Raw genomic sequence first — 16,314 nt, 5'->3', positions numbered from 1 at the left:
ACCGATCACCGCCGATGATGGCCGTACGCGGTGACCCGCTGTTGGACGGCTCAAGGTTGGGCGGCGGCCATGACACCGTGTACGGCCTGATCGATGCGCCGAGCGGCCTGGTCGGGGTCGGGCTGGCCGGCATCCAGCCAGGCGATGACGGCCTCGAGTGTCAGGGTGGGGATCAGGCTCGCGGCCCAGTCCAGCCAAGGGCCCGCAGGGATTCTCCTGGCCAGGTTGCGGCGGGCGACCTCACGAGAAGCGGAGGTCATGGAGTCGATCAGTTCGCGGAAGTCGGGCTCGCGGGCCGCGTAGCGGAACAGCAGCCTGAAACCGTCGGGATCAGCCGCGGCAGCGCGCACGAGGGCAGGGAGGGCGCGCTCGTCGAAGTCGTCGGTGCCAGTGGCCTCGGCCAGCCGCACGCCCGCCCGGTCGAGCACGGCTCGGTACAGGTCGGCCTTGGAGTCGAAGTGCCGATACAGCATCGCCCGGGTTAGCGCGGCCTCGGCGGCGATGTCGTCAAGGCCGGTGGCGGCGTAGCCGGCGCGGGCGAAGGCGCGGGTGGCAGCGTCCAGGATCTGCTCACGCCGCTCGGCGCGCCGCAGCCGCCGCACCGGTGAAGTCGGGACGGCCTCAGAGCCGGTACCGCCTGCTTCGGGGTTGCTCATCCCACCTCCACTTGTAGAAGCAGAAGTATACATGTAGCTTTTTAGACATCGAAGTATACAAATCTGCGTCTACCTCTTGGGGGGAGTCGTGTCCGAACCCGTCCGGCTGCCGTTCCAGCAGCCCGGCCCAATGCAGCCGGCGCCGCTGCTGCGCCGACTGCAGGCCCAAGGCCCGATCCACGCCATCCGCACCGCCGTCGGCGACCCGGCCTGGCTGGTGACCGACTATGAGCAGGTACGTGCTCTGCTGGATGACGACCGGCTCGGCCGCGCCCACCGCGAGCCCGAGCGCGCCTCCCGCACTGGTGAGTCAGCACTGTTCGGCGGCCCGCTGGGCGACTTCGACACCGAGCAGGCCGACCACCGGCGGATGCGCTCGCTGCTGCAGCCGCATTTCTCGCCCAAGCGCATGCGCGCGCTGCGCGGCCGGGTCGAGACGCTCACGGCGAACCTGCTGGACGAGATGGCCACCGCCGGTCCACCTGCCGACCTGCACGCCGCGCTCGCCCTGCCGCTGCCAATCGCGGTCATCTGCGAACTCCTCGGCGTCCCGTTCGAGGACCGGGCGCAGTTTCGCGCCTGGACGCAGGCTGCCGCCGACATCACCGACCGGGCCCGCTCCGAGCAAGGGCTGGCCGAACTGTTCAGCTACGGGCAGCAATTGGTGGCCCGCAAGCGCGCCGCAGGGGAAGTGGACGCCGATGTGATCTCCCGGCTGGCCGCCACCGACGGCGTCAGCGACGACGATGCCGCCGCGATGGGCATGACTCTGCTGTTCGCCGGACACGAGACCACGGTCACCGTGATCGGTAACGGTGCGCTGTGGCTGCTGACCACCCCCGGCCGGTGGCAGGCCCTCGTGGACGACCCATCCCGGATCGACTCTGCCGTGGAAGAGATTCTGCGCGCGCCTGGTCTGGGTGGCAGCGGCATCCCCCGCTACGCCCGCACCGACCTGGAGATGGCCGGAGCCCACGTCCGAGCCGGGGACTTGGTGCTGCTGGACACCGGCGCGGCCAACCACGACGCCGCCGTCTTCGCCGACCCCGACCGCTTCGACCTCGACCGGCCGCCGACGCCGCACCTGACCTTCGGCCACGGCGCCCGCTACTGCATCGGCGCGCCACTGGCCCGCATCGAGCTGCAGGTCGTCTTCTCCCAGCTCGTCGCCCGCTTCCCCGCCCTGAAGCTTGGCTGCGCGGTGGAGGAGCTGACCTTCAACCCGAACGTGCTCACCGGCGGCCTCACCGCCCTGCCCGTCACCTGGTGACGACCACGGTGAAGACGACCGTACGGCGGCCGGTCGTATCCCAAGAGGGCCGCCGCCATGGACGAAGGCGGCATGGCCGAACGCCGCCAATCGCTGCTGTCAGGCCTGACCGGTGAGGTGGTCGAGGTCGGCGCGCCGGTCGCCGTCGAGGTGGTGCCCGGCCTGGCCGAACACCTGCCCCTGGCCGATCGCAGCGTGGACGCGGTGGCGTTCTGCATGGTGCTGTGCTCGCTGCCCGACGTCGGTGCCCTTGTCGGCCAAGACGATCAGGTCGGTGGCGTTCAGGCGGCGCAGGATGCCCCAGATCCGGGCGGCTCTGAGGTCGTGTACCGAGCCGGGTAGCGAGCCGGAGGTCCACGGCGGTGTGCCGTCGGGAGCAGCCGGGACCTGGATGTTCATGCCGTGCTTCTTGCGCTTGCCCGAGTAGGGGGACGGTCGGCCGCTACTCGGTCGATGGCGATGAGCGTGCCGTCCAGCACCAGGTAGGGGTAGCCGGCACGGTGGGCCGCACGTAAGACCGCGGCCAAGCGGGGTGCGCGAGTAGCGAGCAGGGCGATGGCCTCGCGGATGTAGCGCCAGGGCCGAGATCCGCAATCAGCAACGCTCGAAGGTTGAACCGGCTCGCGTTCGCGTACCGCGCGGGGTAACCGGCCCGTTCGAGTGCCGCGAAGGCCACCCTGGCCCAGATTCGCCGCGTCTCCCCCTCATCAGGATCCTGCACATAGAACAGATTGCGCTGCCACGCAGCCAGCCACGAGTTGATGTGATCAGCACCGAACTCAATACCTGCCACGCCGCTCATCGCGCCTTGCAGCTAACGCTTCGTGGCCCTGCAACGCTTGAGGAGCGCCGTGATTTTGTCGTAGTCACGTGCGCCGTTCAATTCGTCGAGCAGATCGTCAGGGCATAACTCGTACAGTTCACCCCACCAGCGGCGCGCGTTGTTGTCCCAGATCCGGTAGCCGCCGGGAACGCCTCTGGCAACGTAACGTCTCCTGCCCATAGTTGGTCACCGTGCCATCCGCCAGTCCAGAGGGGCAAGTCCGGCGATCAGCCACGTTTCTCGGCAAGCCAGGGTGAGGAACGAACCCTGGATCGTCAATCGCCCCCAAGCACGTACGGCGGCCGACCACGCGGTGGCGATCGTGAGGGCTGCATCTGTGCAAGCGCGCCAATAGACCCGGCTAGAGCGTTCGGTTACTACGGCGCGGCGATCACCCATAGCTGAAGTGCCGTGCCAGAGGCCGGGGTGCATCAGGAGTAGAAGCCCTCCCAGTACTCCTCGGGGCTCTCGGTGAAGTCGTCGGGGCGTGTCTGGCGCAGCTTGTGATATCGGTCTACGTAGAAGTCGAGGGCTTCGTGCAGGGTGCAGTCGAAGGTGTCCTTGATCAGCTTGATGCCTCTGATCCTTTGGCCTCGGAGTACGAGGTCGTCCAGGTCATCGGTCATGCGGTGATCCTGAAGGTGGGATCACTTCTCGGCAAACCATTTTCGGCTGGGCCATCAGCGCAACCGTTGGTTTGTAACGTGCTGACCTGCACGCTATTTCCCTGCCTGATCATCCCGAAGCCTGAGCGCTCTGCCGGAGGCCTCGTCCTTGTTCCGATTATCGGACGCCTCGCGTCGGGCGATCCACGCTCGGATGTTTTCTGCAGCGAGCCAGTGGCGTCGGGACTCGGCTCGTTGGAGAGGTGTTCCGTGCTTCGAAGATGCAGCCTGCGGGTCGACGCCGCGGGCAAGGAGGTGGGTCATGGCATCGACGTGCAGTGGTTCACCGGCGCTGCCGGCTTTTTCGGTGCCGTCCGCGATGTGTCTGGCCGGCCTTTGGCGGTGGTGAAGGTTTTGCTATCCGGCTGACCGGCATGAGTGGGAAGACGCCTACCTGATCACGTGATCGAGCTGCCGTCTATGTGCAGCGCGAGTCCCAATCGCTGGGGCTGATGTCATTGAGTTCCACGATGACGGTTTTACTGCCTCCGGCGTGGCGACGCTGTCTCCCTGCCTCTGTGTCCCGGGAGGTAGCGGATGGGCCAGCACTCGGTTGCGGAAGTCGTCGAACCGGGCATCATCGCGCCACATCGGCATCTTGTACAGCAGGAACAGCCCGACCAGTGGGGCCATCACGACTACTACTAAACACCCCCACAGGATTCGCACGCGATCCTCCCTAGATGTCGGGCCATTGGCTGGGGGACTGTCTATCGCATGGGTGGCACCACCGTCACCTTCACCTCTGCAAGGTCCCATCCCCGTCACCTTCGCCATGGCCTTCCCGCACGGCTGCTACAGCATCGGCGAAATCGAGCCCGTCAAGGACTTCGACGCCTCGTCCAACGGTCGCTTCACGCGGTCCTCGCGGCGGTCTGATGACCGACCGCGCTTACCTCAAGGCCTTCCACGAAGCCAGGACGCAGGCATTTACGCCATCCAAAGCCAGGTCACCCCTCATGAAGGTTCCCGACGCCCTACGCCATGCCGCTGTCTCCACCTGGCTCAACGCCGGCGGGCCCGCCCCAGGTGGCCGAATGGGCAGGCCACAGCGTTGACGTTCTGCTACGCGTATACGCCAAATGCATCGATGGGCAGCAAGGCGAGGCCATGCGGCGCATCACCCGCCTGCCGCGGACAGGTGGCACTCTTCGAGAGGAGATTCATGCTCGCTCAGGCGCATAGCTACAAGGGCCTAAAAGCAGGTCGAGAGACACGTCCGGCGAAGTGGGCGGCGGCGCGCCCCTGGTCGGCGGGCCAGGCTCGGTACGGCGGGCGGGCGGCGGGCCGTGCGGCGGCGCGAAGTGCCGGCGCCTTGATCCCTATAGGAACAATTTGGCAAGCGCATGCAGAAGTGCGCGATGAGGGTTTCCTATAAGAGACGGAGGTTGGGGTCGCTGGCTGGTGAAAACATAGGGCAGGCGAGATCGCGCCGTGCCGGCCTTCGCTGGATCCGAAGGCACAGATCCGGAAACGGATTCAGGCCGACATCCAGGAGGCGGTTCTGCTGGCTCGTAGCCAGGCACTTCCGAAAAGCGATGACTGATCTCGTAGATTTCGGCCCCCGACACCTAAGATCAGCTCATGCTTGACACCGTGGTCCCTCTGGGCTTCTTAGGGCTCTTCGCCTGCTTCCTCGTCTTCTGGGTCGTGATGGTCGTTCGGATACTTCGGCAGCGCCGTGTCCTCAAGTACACGGACGCCGTCAGGGCCACCGAACTCACCGGTCGTGTGCGCCAACTAAAGGTTCGCGGATACGAAGAACAGGCAATCCGGCTCGTACAGGAGGAATTGGCGATGCCTCCGAATGTGGCCCGTTCCTGGGTGAAGTCCATCTAGCTAACTATTGAACCGGGATGCAGGGGGTTGCGGCAGCTGACCCGCTGGGTCGTACATGGCGAACGGCTCATCTACGACAACCAGTGGATTCGGCTGGGGCTGGCCGATGTGGAGATCCCTGGAGGGGAGCGGTTCGAGCATCACGTAGTGCATCTGGATCGGGCTGCGATCGCGGTTGTGCTGGATGAGCAGGATCGGGTCTTGCTGATGTGGCGGCATCGGTTTGTGTTCGATCGGTGGGGGTGGGAGCTTCCTGGCGGGCTTGTCGAGGCCGGTGAGGATCCGATGGCGACCGCGGTCCGGGAGGTTGAGGAGGAGCCCGGGTACAGGCCGAAGAACGTTGAGCGCCTGGTGAGCTATCAGCCGATGGCCGGCATGGTGGATGCGGAGCACCTGCTGTTCGTGGCGCGCGGGGCCGAGCTGGTGGGCTCGCCTGAGGGTGAGGTGGAGGCTGATCGGATCGAGTGGGTTCCGATGGCAGAGGTTCCCGGCATGATTGCCCGCGGGGACATCTGGACGTCGGGGACGTTGATCGGCTTGCTTCAGGCTCTGCCCGCGGGGCGGGTGCCGTCGAGGCACAGGTTGGTGATGACCTTGGTCAGCCATGCTTCCGGCACCTTGATCCGCTGCCGGTCGGCGGCCTGCCAGTGCAGGAACGCGTCCTGCACGGCGTCTTCGACGTCGGCGGCGGAGCCCAGCAGCCGGGCTGCTCGCGAGGCCAGCCGGTTCGTTCTGGCTGGCCTCGAACCGACCGGCGCTCAAGCGATCAGTGGCGGTGCTGTGCACGCGAGCCACGTGAGGTGATTACGCGAGCGCCTTCTCGACGGGCCGCGTCCGGCGCGGCGGCCAGGCGGTGCTTGCGCTTGGGCATGCCGTAGGTGGGGTGCGAGGTGGCCCACAGCGCCATCTTGAGGATGCCCGCCTTGATCCGTGCGGGCTTCCGGCCGCCCTTGTACTTCGGCTTTGCCTGCCCTTCGTCGTCGACCGTCTGCAGGATCCCGTCTCGCCGCCCGAGGCTGATGTGGTTGTACGTGTAGACCAGCTTGGTCTTCGCGATCTTGCGGCCGGTCAGGCGTCCCACGATCGCCTCGATAGCCTGCCTGCCGGTGTAGCCGGCTGACGCGCAGGACATCGGCAACGGCCGGTCGTTGTCGCCGATGGCATAGGCGCTGTCGCCGATGGCGTACACATTCGGGTGCGAGACCGACCGCATAGTGCGATCGACGACGATCTGACCGTTCCGGGTGACCTCCAGCCCGCCGGCGGCGGCGAGGGAGCTGACCCCGAACCCGGCCGTCCACACGGTCGCGTCGGACGCCAGGGCGGTGCCATCGGCGCACAGCACCCGCGTCGCTTCGACGGCTTCGACGCTGGTGTGCTCCAGGACGGTGACACCCAGCCGGCCGCAGGCCTGGCGCAGGTGGCCGCGGGCTCCGGCGGAGAGCCGGGTGCCCAGCTCACCGCGGGCGATGAGCGCCACCGACAGGCCGGGCCGGGATTCGGCGATCTCGGTGGCGGCCTCGATACCGGTCAACCCGTCGCCGACGACCACCACCCTCCCGCCCTCGCCCCGCCTGTCCAGGCTGTCCAGGCGCTCGCGCAGGCGCAGCGCCGACGGCCGGGCGGCGACGTCGAAGGCGTGCTCGGCCACGCCGGGGACACCTTCGACGTCACCATGGCTGCCGAGCGCGTAGACAAGCGTGTCGTAGCCGAGCTCGCCGCCGCCGTCGGCGTCAGCGATGGCGACTACCTGGCGCTCGGGGTCGACGGCGGTGACACGGGCCAGGCGCAGCCGTATTCCCGTGCCCGCGAAGACGTCGGCGAGCTTCGGAGCCTCGATGTCGCGGCCCGCCGCGAGCTGGTGCAGCCTCATTCGCTGGACAAATTCCGGGACGGCGTTGACCACGGTGATCTCGGTGTCCGCCGGGGACAGCCGGCGGGCCAGGTTCCCGGCCACGTAGGCCCCGGCATAGCCGGCGCCGAGGACGACGATGCGGTGCTTCATGTGGTGCTCCTATCGGTTCGCTTGCCTCTGGTGAGTCGGCTCGGCCCTGGGTCAGCGATCTTCTTGATCGAGGTTGCCGTGCGCCTGCGCCGAAAGGTCCTGCCAGTCGGCCCAGGTCTTGAGCCGGTCGGCGTAGACCTGCTGGAGCATCGGGTAGAAGCCCTGCCCGAACAGCACCCGCAGGGGCGGATTGTCGGAGTCCACGAGCTCGAGGAGTGCCTGGGCCGCGGCGGCCGGGTCGCCGGCGGGTTGCTTGCCCGCGAACGCGGCGATGCGCTGGCGAAGAGCGTCGTAGGCCGGGTTGGGCTCGGCCAGGTGGCCGTTGTTGAGGGGATCGGGGCTCTTGCCGGACCTGGTGGCGAAGCCGCCGGGCTCGATCACGGTCACCTTGATGCCGAAGTCGGCGACCTCGTGGGCGAGGGATTCGTTCACGGCCTCCAGGGCCCACTTGGAGGCGCTGTAGGCGCCGCTGAGCGGGAACGCCATGAGCCCGGCCGCCGAGGACAGCTGGATGATGTGCCCTGCACCCTGCTCACGTAGGTACGGCAGCGCGGCCTGGATCACCCACACCGCGCCGAACACGTTGGTCTCCAGCTGGTCGCGCAACTGCTGCTCGGTCAGCTCCTCGATCGCGCCGACATGGGCGTAGCCGGCGTTGTTCACGATGACGTCGAGACGGCCGAAGTGCTCCCTGGCCCGCTTCACGCTCTCGAAGACGGCGGCCTTGTCAGTCACGTCCAGCTCCAACGGAAGCACCGCCCCGCCGTAGGCGGCGACCAGCTCGTCAAGGCTCGTGGCGGTCCGCGCGGTCGCGGCCACCTTGTCGCCACGCGACAGGGCGGCCTCGACGAAGTTGCGGCCCAGGCCGCGAGACGAACCGGTGACGAACCAGACCTTGCTCATGATGTCCTTTCCGTTCTTTCTGCGGTGGCCGTTGCACGGCGGTCACCACGCAACGGGGCCGAAGTGATCGCTCGGGAAGTCGTGTGCCGCCATATCGTTCGCGCGGCGTCCTGACGACCATGTGGCGTGGGCGCCCCGAACTTTGTGACAGCGCGGTCGTGTGACGTGTGTCACCGATCGCGGGTGTCACACCGCGGTGGGCGCCGACGCCTTGTGCATGAAGCAGGAGTTGCGGGTGAACAGGCAGGAGCCAGGTATGAACGAGCGCCGGGATGCGACGACGGGCACAGCCGAGCCGACGGCGGGTGGTGGCCGGATGGACCCGGCAACCGAGGTGTTCCTCGCCCACCGCAACCTGCTGTTCACCGTGGCCTACGAGATGCTCGGCTCGGCCGCCGACGCCGAGGACGTCCTGCAGGAAACCTGGTTGCGGTGGGTCAAGGTCGACGCGGGGCAGGTGCACGACCAGCGCGCCTACCTGGTGCGGATCGCCACCCGGCGCTCGCTGGACCGGCTTCGCATCCTGAAGCGCCGCAAGGAGGCCTACGTCGGCCCCTGGCTGCCCGAGCCGCTGCTCACCACGCCGGACGTGGCCGAGGACGTCGAGCTCGCCGAGAGTGTGTCGATGGCGCTGATGCTCGTCCTGGAGACGCTGTCGCCGACCGAGCGCGCCGTCTTCGTGCTGCGCGAGGTCTTCGATGTGAGCTACGACGAGATCTCGGCCGCGGTCGGCAAGACCCCGGCGACCGTTCGCCAGATCGCGCACCGGGCTCGGCGGCACGTCGATGCCCGCCGCCCTCGAGAGGTGGTCTCCCCGAGCCAGACCCGGGCGGTGCTGGAGTCGTTCCAGCGTGCGGTAGAAACCCGGGACCTGCAGGGCCTGCTCGACGTGCTCGCCCCCGAGGTCGTCCTGATCAGCGACGGCGGCGGCGTCAAACAGGCCGCGCCACAGCCGATCATCGGCGCCGGCAAGGTCGCCCGCATGATCGTCAGCGGTCTCGGCAAGGCCCGGATCGCGCTCGCCGGCGAGCCCACCGTGGTCAACGGCAACCCGGCGCTTCTCCTGTGCGTGGACGGCGAGATCGACGGCGTCATTGCGGCCCGTGTCGAGGACGCCCGCATCACCGGCCTCTACTACGTCCGCAACCCGCAGAAGCTGACCCGCATCGGATCCGAGACCCCGCTCACGCTGAAGTAGTCCGTCGGCCGCCGCGCCCGGCAGTGCGGAGCATGCCGGGCGAAGGCATCCGCGTACCGGCCCGCCCTGTCATCACGTAAATCACGCAAACGTTGGATTCGAGGAGCAGATATGGCCGTTCAGGCCCCGCTGGCAGCCGACACACCACGGTCACCCTGGTTAACGGTGGTCAGGGCGGTCGTCCTGCTCACGGCGGGCATCTCCGTGCTGCTCACCGCCTTCGCCTGGCCGTCGGTGCGCTCGTCGGTACACGATGTGCCGATCGCCGTCGCCGGGCCGGGCACCGCGGTCGAGCAGGTCAGCACCGCTCTCGGCCGACGTCTACCGGGCGGCTTCGAGATCACCGAGGTCGCCGACACCGCGGCCGCCGAACGGTTGATCCGCGACCGGGAGGTGTACGGGGCGATCGACGTCAGCTCCGGCACCCCACAGGTCATCATGGCCACCGCCGCCGGTACTGCGGTCGCCCAGACCCTGCAGAGCATCGCGACCGGGCTGAGCCAGGCGCAGGCACCGGGCACCCGCACGGCGGTCGCCGTCCGTGACCTCGTCGCCTTGCCGGCCGACGACCCGCGCGGCGCCGGCTTGGCCGCCGGAGCCCTTCCCCTGGTCATGGGAGGCCTGCTCGCCGCGCTCCTGCTGACCAGACTGGTCCGCGGCACCGCCCGCCGGGTCACCGGAGCGCTCGCCTCCGCGATTACCGGCGGCCTGGCCGCGGCGGCGATCCTGCAGTTCTGGCTCGGCTCGCTCAACGGCGTGTACTGGGCCAACAGCGGCGCCGTCGCCCTGACCATCGCGGCCACCTCGCTGAGCATCCTCGGGCTGGAGTCGCTGCTCGGGGTGGCGGGTTTCGGTCTCGGCGCCGTCGCCATGATGCTCATCGGCAATCCCCTGTCAGGTGCCGCGACCGCGCCCGAAATGCTGCCCGGCTGGTCCGGCGTCCTTGGCCAGCTGCTGCCGCCCGGGGCGGGTGGCCAGTTGCTGCGCTCCACCGCCTTCTTCGACGGCCACGGCGTCACCCACTCCGTCATCGTCCTGGTCACCTGGCTCACGCTCGGTGTCGTGCTGTGCCTGGCCGGCGGCCTGCGCGCGCGCCGTGCCACCACCGTCGCCGCGGACCTTCCCAGGACGGCCGCATCACCGGCCTCTCCTACGCGTCCGCGACCCGGAGATGTTGTCCCCAGCGAATCCGAGACCCCGCTCAGCCTGCGATGAAGACCGCTGACGAACCGGCCCACGGCCTTGGAGCGACATGGACCTGACGGTGGCGCGACAGGCGACTCTCGGCCTCCGCAGGACACCGCCGGTTCCGGAGGTCGCCACAAGCAGAACACATTCCGCCAGATCTAGTACTGGGAGGTCATTCATGACGAAGAGCGTTGCCGACGAACTCGCCGGTCTGGAATTGCCGGTCGGACGGGGCTGCCCGTTCGCCCCGCCCTCCGCCTACGAGCGGCTGCGCGAGCAGGCGCCGATCAGCAAGGTCCGTCTGGCCAGCGGCGGCGAGGCGTGGTGGGTGTCCGGACATGAGGAGGCCCGGGCCGTACTCGCCGACGGCCGCTTCTCCTCCGACAAGCGCAAAGACGGCTTCCCGCTCTTCACCCTCGATGCGGCGACCCTGCAGCAGCTCCGCAGCCAGCCGCCGTTGATGCTCGGCATGGACGGCGCGGAACACTCCACGGCCCGGCGCTCGGTGATCGGCGAGTTCACCGTGAAGCGGCTGGCCGCGCTGCGCCCGCGCATCCAGGACATCGTCGACCACTTCATCGACGACATGCTCGCCGCCGACCAGCGGCCGGTCGACCTGGTGCAGGCGCTCTCCCTGCCGGTCCCCTCCTTGGTGATCTGCGAACTGCTCGGCGTCCCGTACGCCGACCACGACTTCTTCCAGAGCCGTACCACCATGATGGTGCGCCGGACGTCGCTGGAAGGCCGCCAGCGAGCCTTCGCCGAGCTGCGCGCCTACATCGACGACCTGGTCACCCGCAAGGAGTCCGAACCCAGCGATGACCTGTTCGGCCGGCAGATCGCCCGGCAACGCCAGGAGGGCACCCTCGACCACGCGGGCCTGGTGAGCCTGGCCTTCCTGCTGCTGACCGCCGGGCACGAGACCACGGCGAACATGATCTCGCTCGGCGTGGTCGGGCTGCTCTCCCATCCGAAGCAGCTGGCCGTGGTCAAGGGCAACCCAGGCCGGACACCCATGGCCGTAGAGGAACTGCTGCGCTACTTCACCATCGCCGACGGAGTCACCTCCCGGCTGGCCACCGAAGACGTGGAGATCGGCGGGGTGAGCATCAAGGCCGGCGAGGGCGTCATCGTCTCGATGCTGTCGGCCAACTGGGACCCGGCGGTGTTCAAGGACCCGGCCAAACTGGATGTCGAGCGCGGGGCCCGCCACCACATCGCCTTCGGCTTCGGCCCGCACCAGTGCCTCGGCCAGAACCTGGCCCGGATGGAACTGCAGATCGTCTTCGACACGCTGTTCCGCCGTATCCCCACCCTGCGGCTCGCCGCATCGGCCGAGGAGCTGCCGTTCAAGTCCGACGCCGTCATCTACGGCGTTCACGAACTCCCGGTCACCTGGTGAGCAGGACATGATGCGCATCAAAGCGGACACACGTCTCTGCGTCGGCTCCGGCCAGTGCGTCCTGACCGAACCGGCCGTCTTCGACCAAGACGACGACGGGATCGTGGCCCTGCTGACCGACCACCTCGACGACCAGAGCGCCACACAGGCGCGCCACGCCGTCACCCTGTGCCCATCCCGAGCCCTGTCCATCCTGCCGGAGTAAGCCCTACCCCGGGTGAACTACGCGTCCGTACCCGTAACGTCGGCACCTTGCCTCCAGCGCATCTGCGCTGGAGGCAAGGTGCCGCTATCGCGGTTGCGGTCTGGGGCTCAACCCGGCGAAGAGGACATGGGGTACGCGGTTGATGTAGTCGGGGATCAACGGCTGCTGTGTGATCAGCAGCCGGTAGTACAAGGGGCCAGACAGGACCTCGAACGCCAGGTCCAGGTCGAGGTCGGGAGCGAGTTGACCCTGGTCCTTTACAGGGGGCTGAAGCCTTTGGCTGGAAACGACCGCCGACCTGGGGCAAGCGCCTGCCTCGCTCGACCAAACCGAAAGATCATCCCGCGCATATCCCGGATCTTGTTCCGAGAGGCCTCTACTGGTCATCTGGCATGTAGATCCGGAACTTGGCGTCATAGTCCTTCCGCCACATGACCCGACTGCAATCGGGACACTCATAGAGAAGCCCCGTCTTGAAGATCAGAAGCCCCATCCGTTCATCACTGTCCAACTCCTCGACACCCGGATGGAGAATCGCGTCGGACAGCTCGTCCAGGAAGGTGACGTACCCAGCATCAGGGATGGGTGACAGATCATGGACATAGCCGCAAGGACAGACGAGCTTGGGCACTCCCTGATCCTAGACGCGGAACGCGCGCTCGCGACGCCTCCGCGAGGGAACTCGGCGAGGCCGACTTGCCCCTACTGCGAGAGCCACCCTTACGAGATACGCAACCGCAGATCTGAGCTGCCTGCCCTGTCTCACAGGCGATTGCCCTCATTACGAAGATCCGGAATATACGCGGAGTACTCGGCAGAACAGCTGGTGGGCATCGCCGAGGGCCGCTCACTGCGGATGGACCGGCCGCTCGACGGCGGCTCGGATCGCGGCGAAGTGCCCATGGGCCCGCGTGGTCGTCTCGGCCGTCGCATTGAAGGAGACCACGCCGAAGGACGTGCGGTTGGCCCAGGCGCAGAAGTACGTCGTCGTGAGCCAGCACATCGTGTGCCCCTCATACGGCCACGGGTTGAGCGTCTCCGACTTCCTCGCGGCCTTGCCGAACGACGGCATCAACCAGTCCTTGAAGATCGCGTCCGGATCTAGGTCCTTGGACTCTGCCGCGAACAGGGTCACCGGGGAGGTGAGCGGAGGCTGCGCGGACGAGGCCTGGGGAAGAACGTAGAGGCCGCTGACCGATTTCGTGACCCCGTAGCCGCCGTTACGCAGGCCACGGAGGAAGACAGCAGTGCTGTCCTCGACGGTGTCGTCGAACTCGTGGCGCAGGGCCATGCCCTCAACCTGGGCGGGTAGCGTGACCGCGGTGGCGCCACGAACGGCGGGCAGGCTCAGGCGCGCATCACTGGCCGTGGGCCGGGGCAAGGTATCGGGCGAGGCCGTTGGTGCCACCGGCTTGGGGCGGAGCGCAGAGGGTACGAGACCGGCCGTACTCAGGGCGACGCCCGCGACGGCGCCCAGCGCGAGTAACGTGGCTCCTGTCAGTGCCGAACGCCGACGGGGCATCGGCTCGCGGCCCGAGGCGGGGGTTTCCACAGTCGTTCTCCGATCATGCCAGAAAGCGGTCATTATCAAATGACCTGCCACAGCGGATCAAGGACATCGGCCTGAATCGGCCCGGCTTTAATGGAGATCTTGGTGTGCCCGGGTTGAGTCGAGGCGGATCTTCCCGCCGCCCAGGAAAGCCGAGCAGACCAGAGGGCAGCGACGACGGGATGATCCGGCGGGGTACGCGCGTCAGGCGCCCATGATCCCGTGCCAGATCCGTGCCAGAGGCCACGGGAAACCAAGGCAATCAGGGGTACTCACGGATGATCAACGAGAGAGGCCAGTCACTGCGTTTCCGCTGGGAACGGGCCTCTCTTGGCTCATGTGGCAGGTGCAAGATTCGAACTTGCGTAAGCTGAGCCGACGGCTTTACAGCGCGTGACCGTTCCTATCGATCCCATGCTTCTGACCTGGGTGCCAGCTTGTCATGCCGTCACGAGCAGCAAGATCATTGCACATATATTGCACGGACCCCCGGATACCCCCGTGAGAGGCTGACTCCTGTGGCTCAACGCTCTGAGGCAGTCTTCCCAACAGACAAACTGAGCGCGCTTCGCCTTAGGCGGGCCCCTCGTCGCCGAAGTCGAGGCGGGCCGGCCGGAGTATCGAGCATGGATCGAGATCCGCCCGCTGCGATCCGACGCCGACGATGCCGCCCAACGACAAGGCTGGACACGTAACGACGAGAGACGCAGCTTCCGGCTGACACACCGCGAATACATCATCGAGCGCCTCGACGGCTGGGACTACGACATCGGAAGCAACGAGGTCAAGCGCACAGTCGCCGCCGACGAAGCTGACCTCCTAGCTCTACTCCAAGATTGGGGCGTAGCACCCGAACGGTTCACCTACCCTTGGGACACCGACTTTCCGAGCTAGCAGGCTTTCGGGGTGAAGCCTGCAACCATCGGATTCGAAGTGGATCGCTGTCCCTCGGCCCGAGGACGCGCTGACCTGCGGGTGATCGCTCGGCCCCTGTGGCATGCTCATTCCCGAGCCTGTTCCGGATCTTGTCCTCCTCAGTGTGCCACCCACTTATACGATCGGCGAGTGATCGTACGCTGCGTTCGGATCATCAGCCCGCAGGGCGAACCCACCGATGCCTATCCGGGCGTGCATGTGGGCGGACAATACGTCGTCCTGGAAACGTACTCGGACGCAGAGGTCTACTACATCCGTATCCTTGGCGATGACGACGAGAGCCCCGGCACTCTCTGGGACCCGTCAATGTTCGAAACCCTAGATCCGCGAATCCCCAAGTGCTGGACGATGACACTCGAAGATGGCCGCCTTCGCGCGGCACCTTTGAGTTGGCACCGAGCCGGTTTCTGGAACGACTACTTCGACCGAAACCCGCGAGCGATAACTGACTTCGAGGAAGGCAAAGCAGCGACGCTCGCCGAGTCAGGCTCTCTCTAGCCTGACTGCCGGCAACTGCCTAGACCGTTGCTGTCTAGCTCACCGCAAGCCCTCTCAAGTCAACTATTCGCCTGTTCGCTTGGATGTGAAATCGCGCTGTCAGCTTGGGAATTGCTGTGATCGCGGGGAGCGGACCTCGGGTTGCCTGGTCAGCGGGGTTGCCGGAGCGGTCGTGAGTGACCGTGGTTGACCCCTTCACCGGGGTTAATGGCACGCTAATGGCACGACGTTAAGCCTGTGACCTGTTGCGATAGGACGAGCCGTACACTTGCGCTGCCCACTCCACTCCGACGGGGGACACTGTGGACATTGCGACGGAGATCCGGCTGACTTCAAGGGAGGCTCGGCGCGCCGTTGTGTCCGGGGCCGGAAGATCATTTGACAATTCTGTGCTCTGCGCCGTGTTCTTGGTCCCCTTCGGCGCCCTTGCCGCTGTCACCTACAACCTCGTGGTCGGCGCGATCACCATGTTGGCGGGACTGGCCTCGCTGTGGGTAGTTTGGAGGGTGTATCGCTACTTCTGGCGGGCGCGGCGGTGGCTCATGCGTCCAGCTCGAGTAAGGCTGACGGATGAGTCGATCGAGTGCCGCGAGGAAGAGTTCGATGTCACCTACCGATGGTCGATGTTCACGCGCATAGAGAGTGGCCGAGAGTTCTGGTTCCTTCGCATGATCGATGGATCAACCCTCTACCTACCTCGGCGTGCGTTTGACCCCGGTCAACGAACGGAGATTGACCGTTTCATGGCGGACAAGACCCGCACACTTCCGGCCGCCTGATCATCCCATCTGCCGTCGACCCGCCCGAAGGGGAAGCGGGCCAGGGCCACGGGGACAAGGTGGAGCCCCCAACTGGAGGAACGACCTTGGCTCCGTGACCCTGGTCTGCTCGGCTTGTCCCGGGTCGATGGTGGGCGGGATGATCAGGCTTCACCTCAGCCCCACGGGCCATATGCAGGCCCGGGCTCATCCCGGAGCCGGAGCGCCCCCGCCGGAGGCAGGTTTTCTGTTTCTGACCGCATCGTGGATCGATCGGCTATATCTTTGGCCTGTTCACAAAGCAACGTATGTTCCACCCCCTGCCGGTCATCTCCGACGTGGCAACTCGTTAAGGCTCGACGAGGAAAGCAGTGGATGCGTTGCGGAGTTAACGGCATGGCTAAGCGCTGCAGGCGTTC

18 protein-coding genes and 2 pseudogenes are annotated in these 16,314 nt (G+C 66.8%); 11 read left to right on the top strand and 9 right to left on the bottom strand.

From position 1 onward, the window contains the following. Positions 1-50: 50 nt before the first annotated feature. Positions 51-656: a helix-turn-helix domain-containing protein gene (locus tag ABZX61_RS51390; protein WP_355206783.1), complete on the bottom strand. Its 606-nt coding sequence runs from the start codon at positions 654-656 to the stop codon at positions 51-53. Between the two features lie 88 nt (positions 657-744). On the opposite strand from ABZX61_RS51390, the gene ABZX61_RS51385 reads away from it, so the two are divergent. Both ABZX61_RS51385 and ABZX61_RS51380 read left to right on the top strand, forming a co-directional pair. Further along, the gene (locus tag ABZX61_RS51385) at positions 745-1,926 is read left to right on the top strand and encodes a cytochrome P450 (RefSeq protein WP_355206781.1); all 1,182 of its coding nucleotides are present in this window, start codon (positions 745-747) and stop codon (positions 1,924-1,926) included. Positions 1,927-1,983: 57 nt separating this feature from the next. Further along, complete coding sequence (locus ABZX61_RS51380) at positions 1,984-2,268, top strand: methyltransferase domain-containing protein (RefSeq protein ID WP_355206778.1); 285 nt, start codon at positions 1,984-1,986, stop codon at positions 2,266-2,268. Here ABZX61_RS51380 and ABZX61_RS51375 read toward each other — a convergent pair. Both ABZX61_RS51375 and ABZX61_RS51370 read right to left on the bottom strand, forming a co-directional pair. Beyond that, positions 2,173-2,504: pseudogene (locus ABZX61_RS51375) on the bottom strand (transposase family protein); the annotation flags it as partial. The gene ABZX61_RS51380 and the pseudogene ABZX61_RS51375 overlap by 96 nt on opposite strands. 676 nt (positions 2,505-3,180) lie before the next feature. Continuing rightward, a complete protein-coding gene (locus ABZX61_RS51370; protein ID WP_355206776.1) occupies positions 3,181-3,375 on the bottom strand; it encodes a hypothetical protein in 195 nt (64 codons plus the stop codon). Positions 3,376-3,378: 3 nt separating this feature from the next. On the opposite strand from ABZX61_RS51370, the gene ABZX61_RS51365 reads away from it, so the two are divergent. From ABZX61_RS51365 to ABZX61_RS51355, 3 genes and pseudogenes are all read left to right on the top strand, one after another. Then, the gene (locus ABZX61_RS51365; RefSeq protein WP_355206774.1) at positions 3,379-3,783 is read left to right on the top strand and encodes a hypothetical protein; all 405 of its coding nucleotides are present in this window, start codon (positions 3,379-3,381) and stop codon (positions 3,781-3,783) included. A 1,215-nt stretch (positions 3,784-4,998) separates the two neighbouring features. Next, positions 4,999-5,253 carry a hypothetical protein gene (locus ABZX61_RS51360; RefSeq protein ID WP_355206771.1) on the top strand — a complete coding sequence of 85 codons (255 nt, stop codon included), beginning with the start codon at positions 4,999-5,001 and terminating at the stop codon, positions 5,251-5,253. 108 nt (positions 5,254-5,361) lie between these two features. Next, positions 5,362-5,736 (top strand): annotated as a pseudogene (locus ABZX61_RS51355) (NUDIX hydrolase); the annotation flags it as partial. Positions 5,737-5,795: 59 nt separating this feature from the next. Here the strand turns inward: ABZX61_RS51355 and ABZX61_RS51350 are convergent. The 3 genes from ABZX61_RS51350 to ABZX61_RS51340 form a co-directional block, all read right to left on the bottom strand. Beyond that, positions 5,796-5,921 carry a sigma factor gene (locus tag ABZX61_RS51350; protein WP_350733614.1) on the bottom strand — a complete coding sequence of 42 codons (126 nt, stop codon included), beginning with the start codon at positions 5,919-5,921 and terminating at the stop codon, positions 5,796-5,798. Positions 5,922-6,019: 98 nt separating this feature from the next. Further along, positions 6,020-7,258 (bottom strand): FAD-dependent oxidoreductase, encoded by a 1,239-nt coding sequence (locus ABZX61_RS51345; protein ID WP_355206769.1) that lies wholly within the window; start codon positions 7,256-7,258, stop codon positions 6,020-6,022. Positions 7,259-7,309: 51 nt separating this feature from the next. Further along, positions 7,310-8,161: an SDR family NAD(P)-dependent oxidoreductase gene (locus ABZX61_RS51340; protein WP_355206766.1), complete on the bottom strand. Its 852-nt coding sequence runs from the start codon at positions 8,159-8,161 to the stop codon at positions 7,310-7,312. Between the two features lie 256 nt (positions 8,162-8,417). Between ABZX61_RS51340 and ABZX61_RS51335 the strand changes: the two genes are divergently transcribed. From ABZX61_RS51335 to ABZX61_RS51320, 4 genes are all read left to right on the top strand, one after another. Continuing rightward, positions 8,418-9,359, top strand: a complete 942-nt coding sequence (locus ABZX61_RS51335) for an RNA polymerase sigma-70 factor (RefSeq protein ID WP_355206763.1) — start codon at positions 8,418-8,420, stop codon at positions 9,357-9,359. Between the two features lie 165 nt (positions 9,360-9,524). Continuing rightward, on the top strand, positions 9,525-10,574 hold the full coding sequence (locus ABZX61_RS51330; RefSeq protein ID WP_355206760.1) for an ABC transporter permease: 1,050 nt from the start codon (positions 9,525-9,527) through the stop codon (positions 10,572-10,574). Positions 10,575-10,725: 151 nt separating this feature from the next. Beyond that, entirely contained in the window at positions 10,726-11,949 is a 1,224-nt protein-coding gene (locus ABZX61_RS51325; protein WP_355206758.1) for a cytochrome P450, read from the top strand. A 7-nt stretch (positions 11,950-11,956) separates the two neighbouring features. Then, on the top strand, positions 11,957-12,154 hold the full coding sequence (locus ABZX61_RS51320; protein WP_355206756.1) for a (4Fe-4S)-binding protein: 198 nt from the start codon (positions 11,957-11,959) through the stop codon (positions 12,152-12,154). An 84-nt stretch (positions 12,155-12,238) separates the two neighbouring features. Here ABZX61_RS51320 and ABZX61_RS51315 read toward each other — a convergent pair whose 3' ends face one another. The 3 genes from ABZX61_RS51315 to ABZX61_RS51305 all read right to left on the bottom strand — a co-directional run bounded on the left by ABZX61_RS51315 (position 12,239) and on the right by ABZX61_RS51305 (position 13,445). Then, positions 12,239-12,541: a TetR-like C-terminal domain-containing protein gene (locus tag ABZX61_RS51315; protein WP_355206754.1), complete on the bottom strand. Its 303-nt coding sequence runs from the start codon at positions 12,539-12,541 to the stop codon at positions 12,239-12,241. Beyond that, positions 12,531-12,785, bottom strand: coding sequence for a hypothetical protein (locus ABZX61_RS51310; RefSeq protein WP_355206751.1), 255 nt, complete (start codon positions 12,783-12,785; stop codon positions 12,531-12,533). Before ABZX61_RS51310 ends, ABZX61_RS51315 begins: the two co-directional genes overlap by 11 nt. Positions 12,786-13,001: 216 nt before the next feature. Next, on the bottom strand, positions 13,002-13,445 hold the full coding sequence (locus ABZX61_RS51305) for a hypothetical protein (protein WP_355206749.1): 444 nt from the start codon (positions 13,443-13,445) through the stop codon (positions 13,002-13,004). A gap of 1,323 nt (positions 13,446-14,768) precedes the next feature. Here ABZX61_RS51305 and ABZX61_RS51300 point away from each other — a divergent pair. Together ABZX61_RS51300 and ABZX61_RS51295 are read left to right on the top strand one after the other, a co-directional pair. Then, positions 14,769-15,137: a hypothetical protein gene (locus ABZX61_RS51300; RefSeq protein WP_355206746.1), complete on the top strand. Its 369-nt coding sequence runs from the start codon at positions 14,769-14,771 to the stop codon at positions 15,135-15,137. A gap of 401 nt (positions 15,138-15,538) precedes the next feature. Next, on the top strand, positions 15,539-15,916 hold the full coding sequence (locus ABZX61_RS51295; protein ID WP_355206743.1) for a YcxB family protein: 378 nt from the start codon (positions 15,539-15,541) through the stop codon (positions 15,914-15,916). Positions 15,917-16,314: the final 398 nt, after the last annotated feature.

This window comes from Nonomuraea sp. NPDC003709, assembly GCF_040610775.1.
GTDB classification, from domain to species: Bacteria; Actinomycetota; Actinomycetes; order Streptosporangiales; family Streptosporangiaceae; genus Nonomuraea; species Nonomuraea angiospora_A.
Note: the sequence above shows the minus strand (reverse complement) of the source record. Positions and strands in the feature narration are given on the sequence as shown.

Coding starts and splice junctions, on each gene's coding strand:
- ABZX61_RS51390 (WP_355206783.1), bottom strand. CDS start 656: ATGAGCAACCCCGAAGCAGGCGGTACCGGCTCTGAGGCCGTCCCGACT.
- ABZX61_RS51380 (WP_355206778.1), top strand. CDS start 1,984: ATGGACGAAGGCGGCATGGCCGAACGCCGCCAATCGCTGCTGTCAGGC.
- ABZX61_RS51370 (WP_355206776.1), bottom strand. CDS start 3,375: ATGACCGATGACCTGGACGACCTCGTACTCCGAGGCCAAAGGATCAGA.
- ABZX61_RS51360 (WP_355206771.1), top strand. CDS start 4,999: ATGCTTGACACCGTGGTCCCTCTGGGCTTCTTAGGGCTCTTCGCCTGC.
- ABZX61_RS51345 (WP_355206769.1), bottom strand. CDS start 7,258: ATGAAGCACCGCATCGTCGTCCTCGGCGCCGGCTATGCCGGGGCCTAC.
- ABZX61_RS51340 (WP_355206766.1), bottom strand. CDS start 8,161: ATGAGCAAGGTCTGGTTCGTCACCGGTTCGTCTCGCGGCCTGGGCCGC.
- ABZX61_RS51335 (WP_355206763.1), top strand. CDS start 8,418: ATGAACGAGCGCCGGGATGCGACGACGGGCACAGCCGAGCCGACGGCG.
- ABZX61_RS51325 (WP_355206758.1), top strand. CDS start 10,726: ATGACGAAGAGCGTTGCCGACGAACTCGCCGGTCTGGAATTGCCGGTC.
- ABZX61_RS51320 (WP_355206756.1), top strand. CDS start 11,957: ATGATGCGCATCAAAGCGGACACACGTCTCTGCGTCGGCTCCGGCCAG.
- ABZX61_RS51315 (WP_355206754.1), bottom strand. CDS start 12,541: ATGACCAGTAGAGGCCTCTCGGAACAAGATCCGGGATATGCGCGGGAT.
- ABZX61_RS51305 (WP_355206749.1), bottom strand. CDS start 13,445: ATGGCCCTGCGCCACGAGTTCGACGACACCGTCGAGGACAGCACTGCT.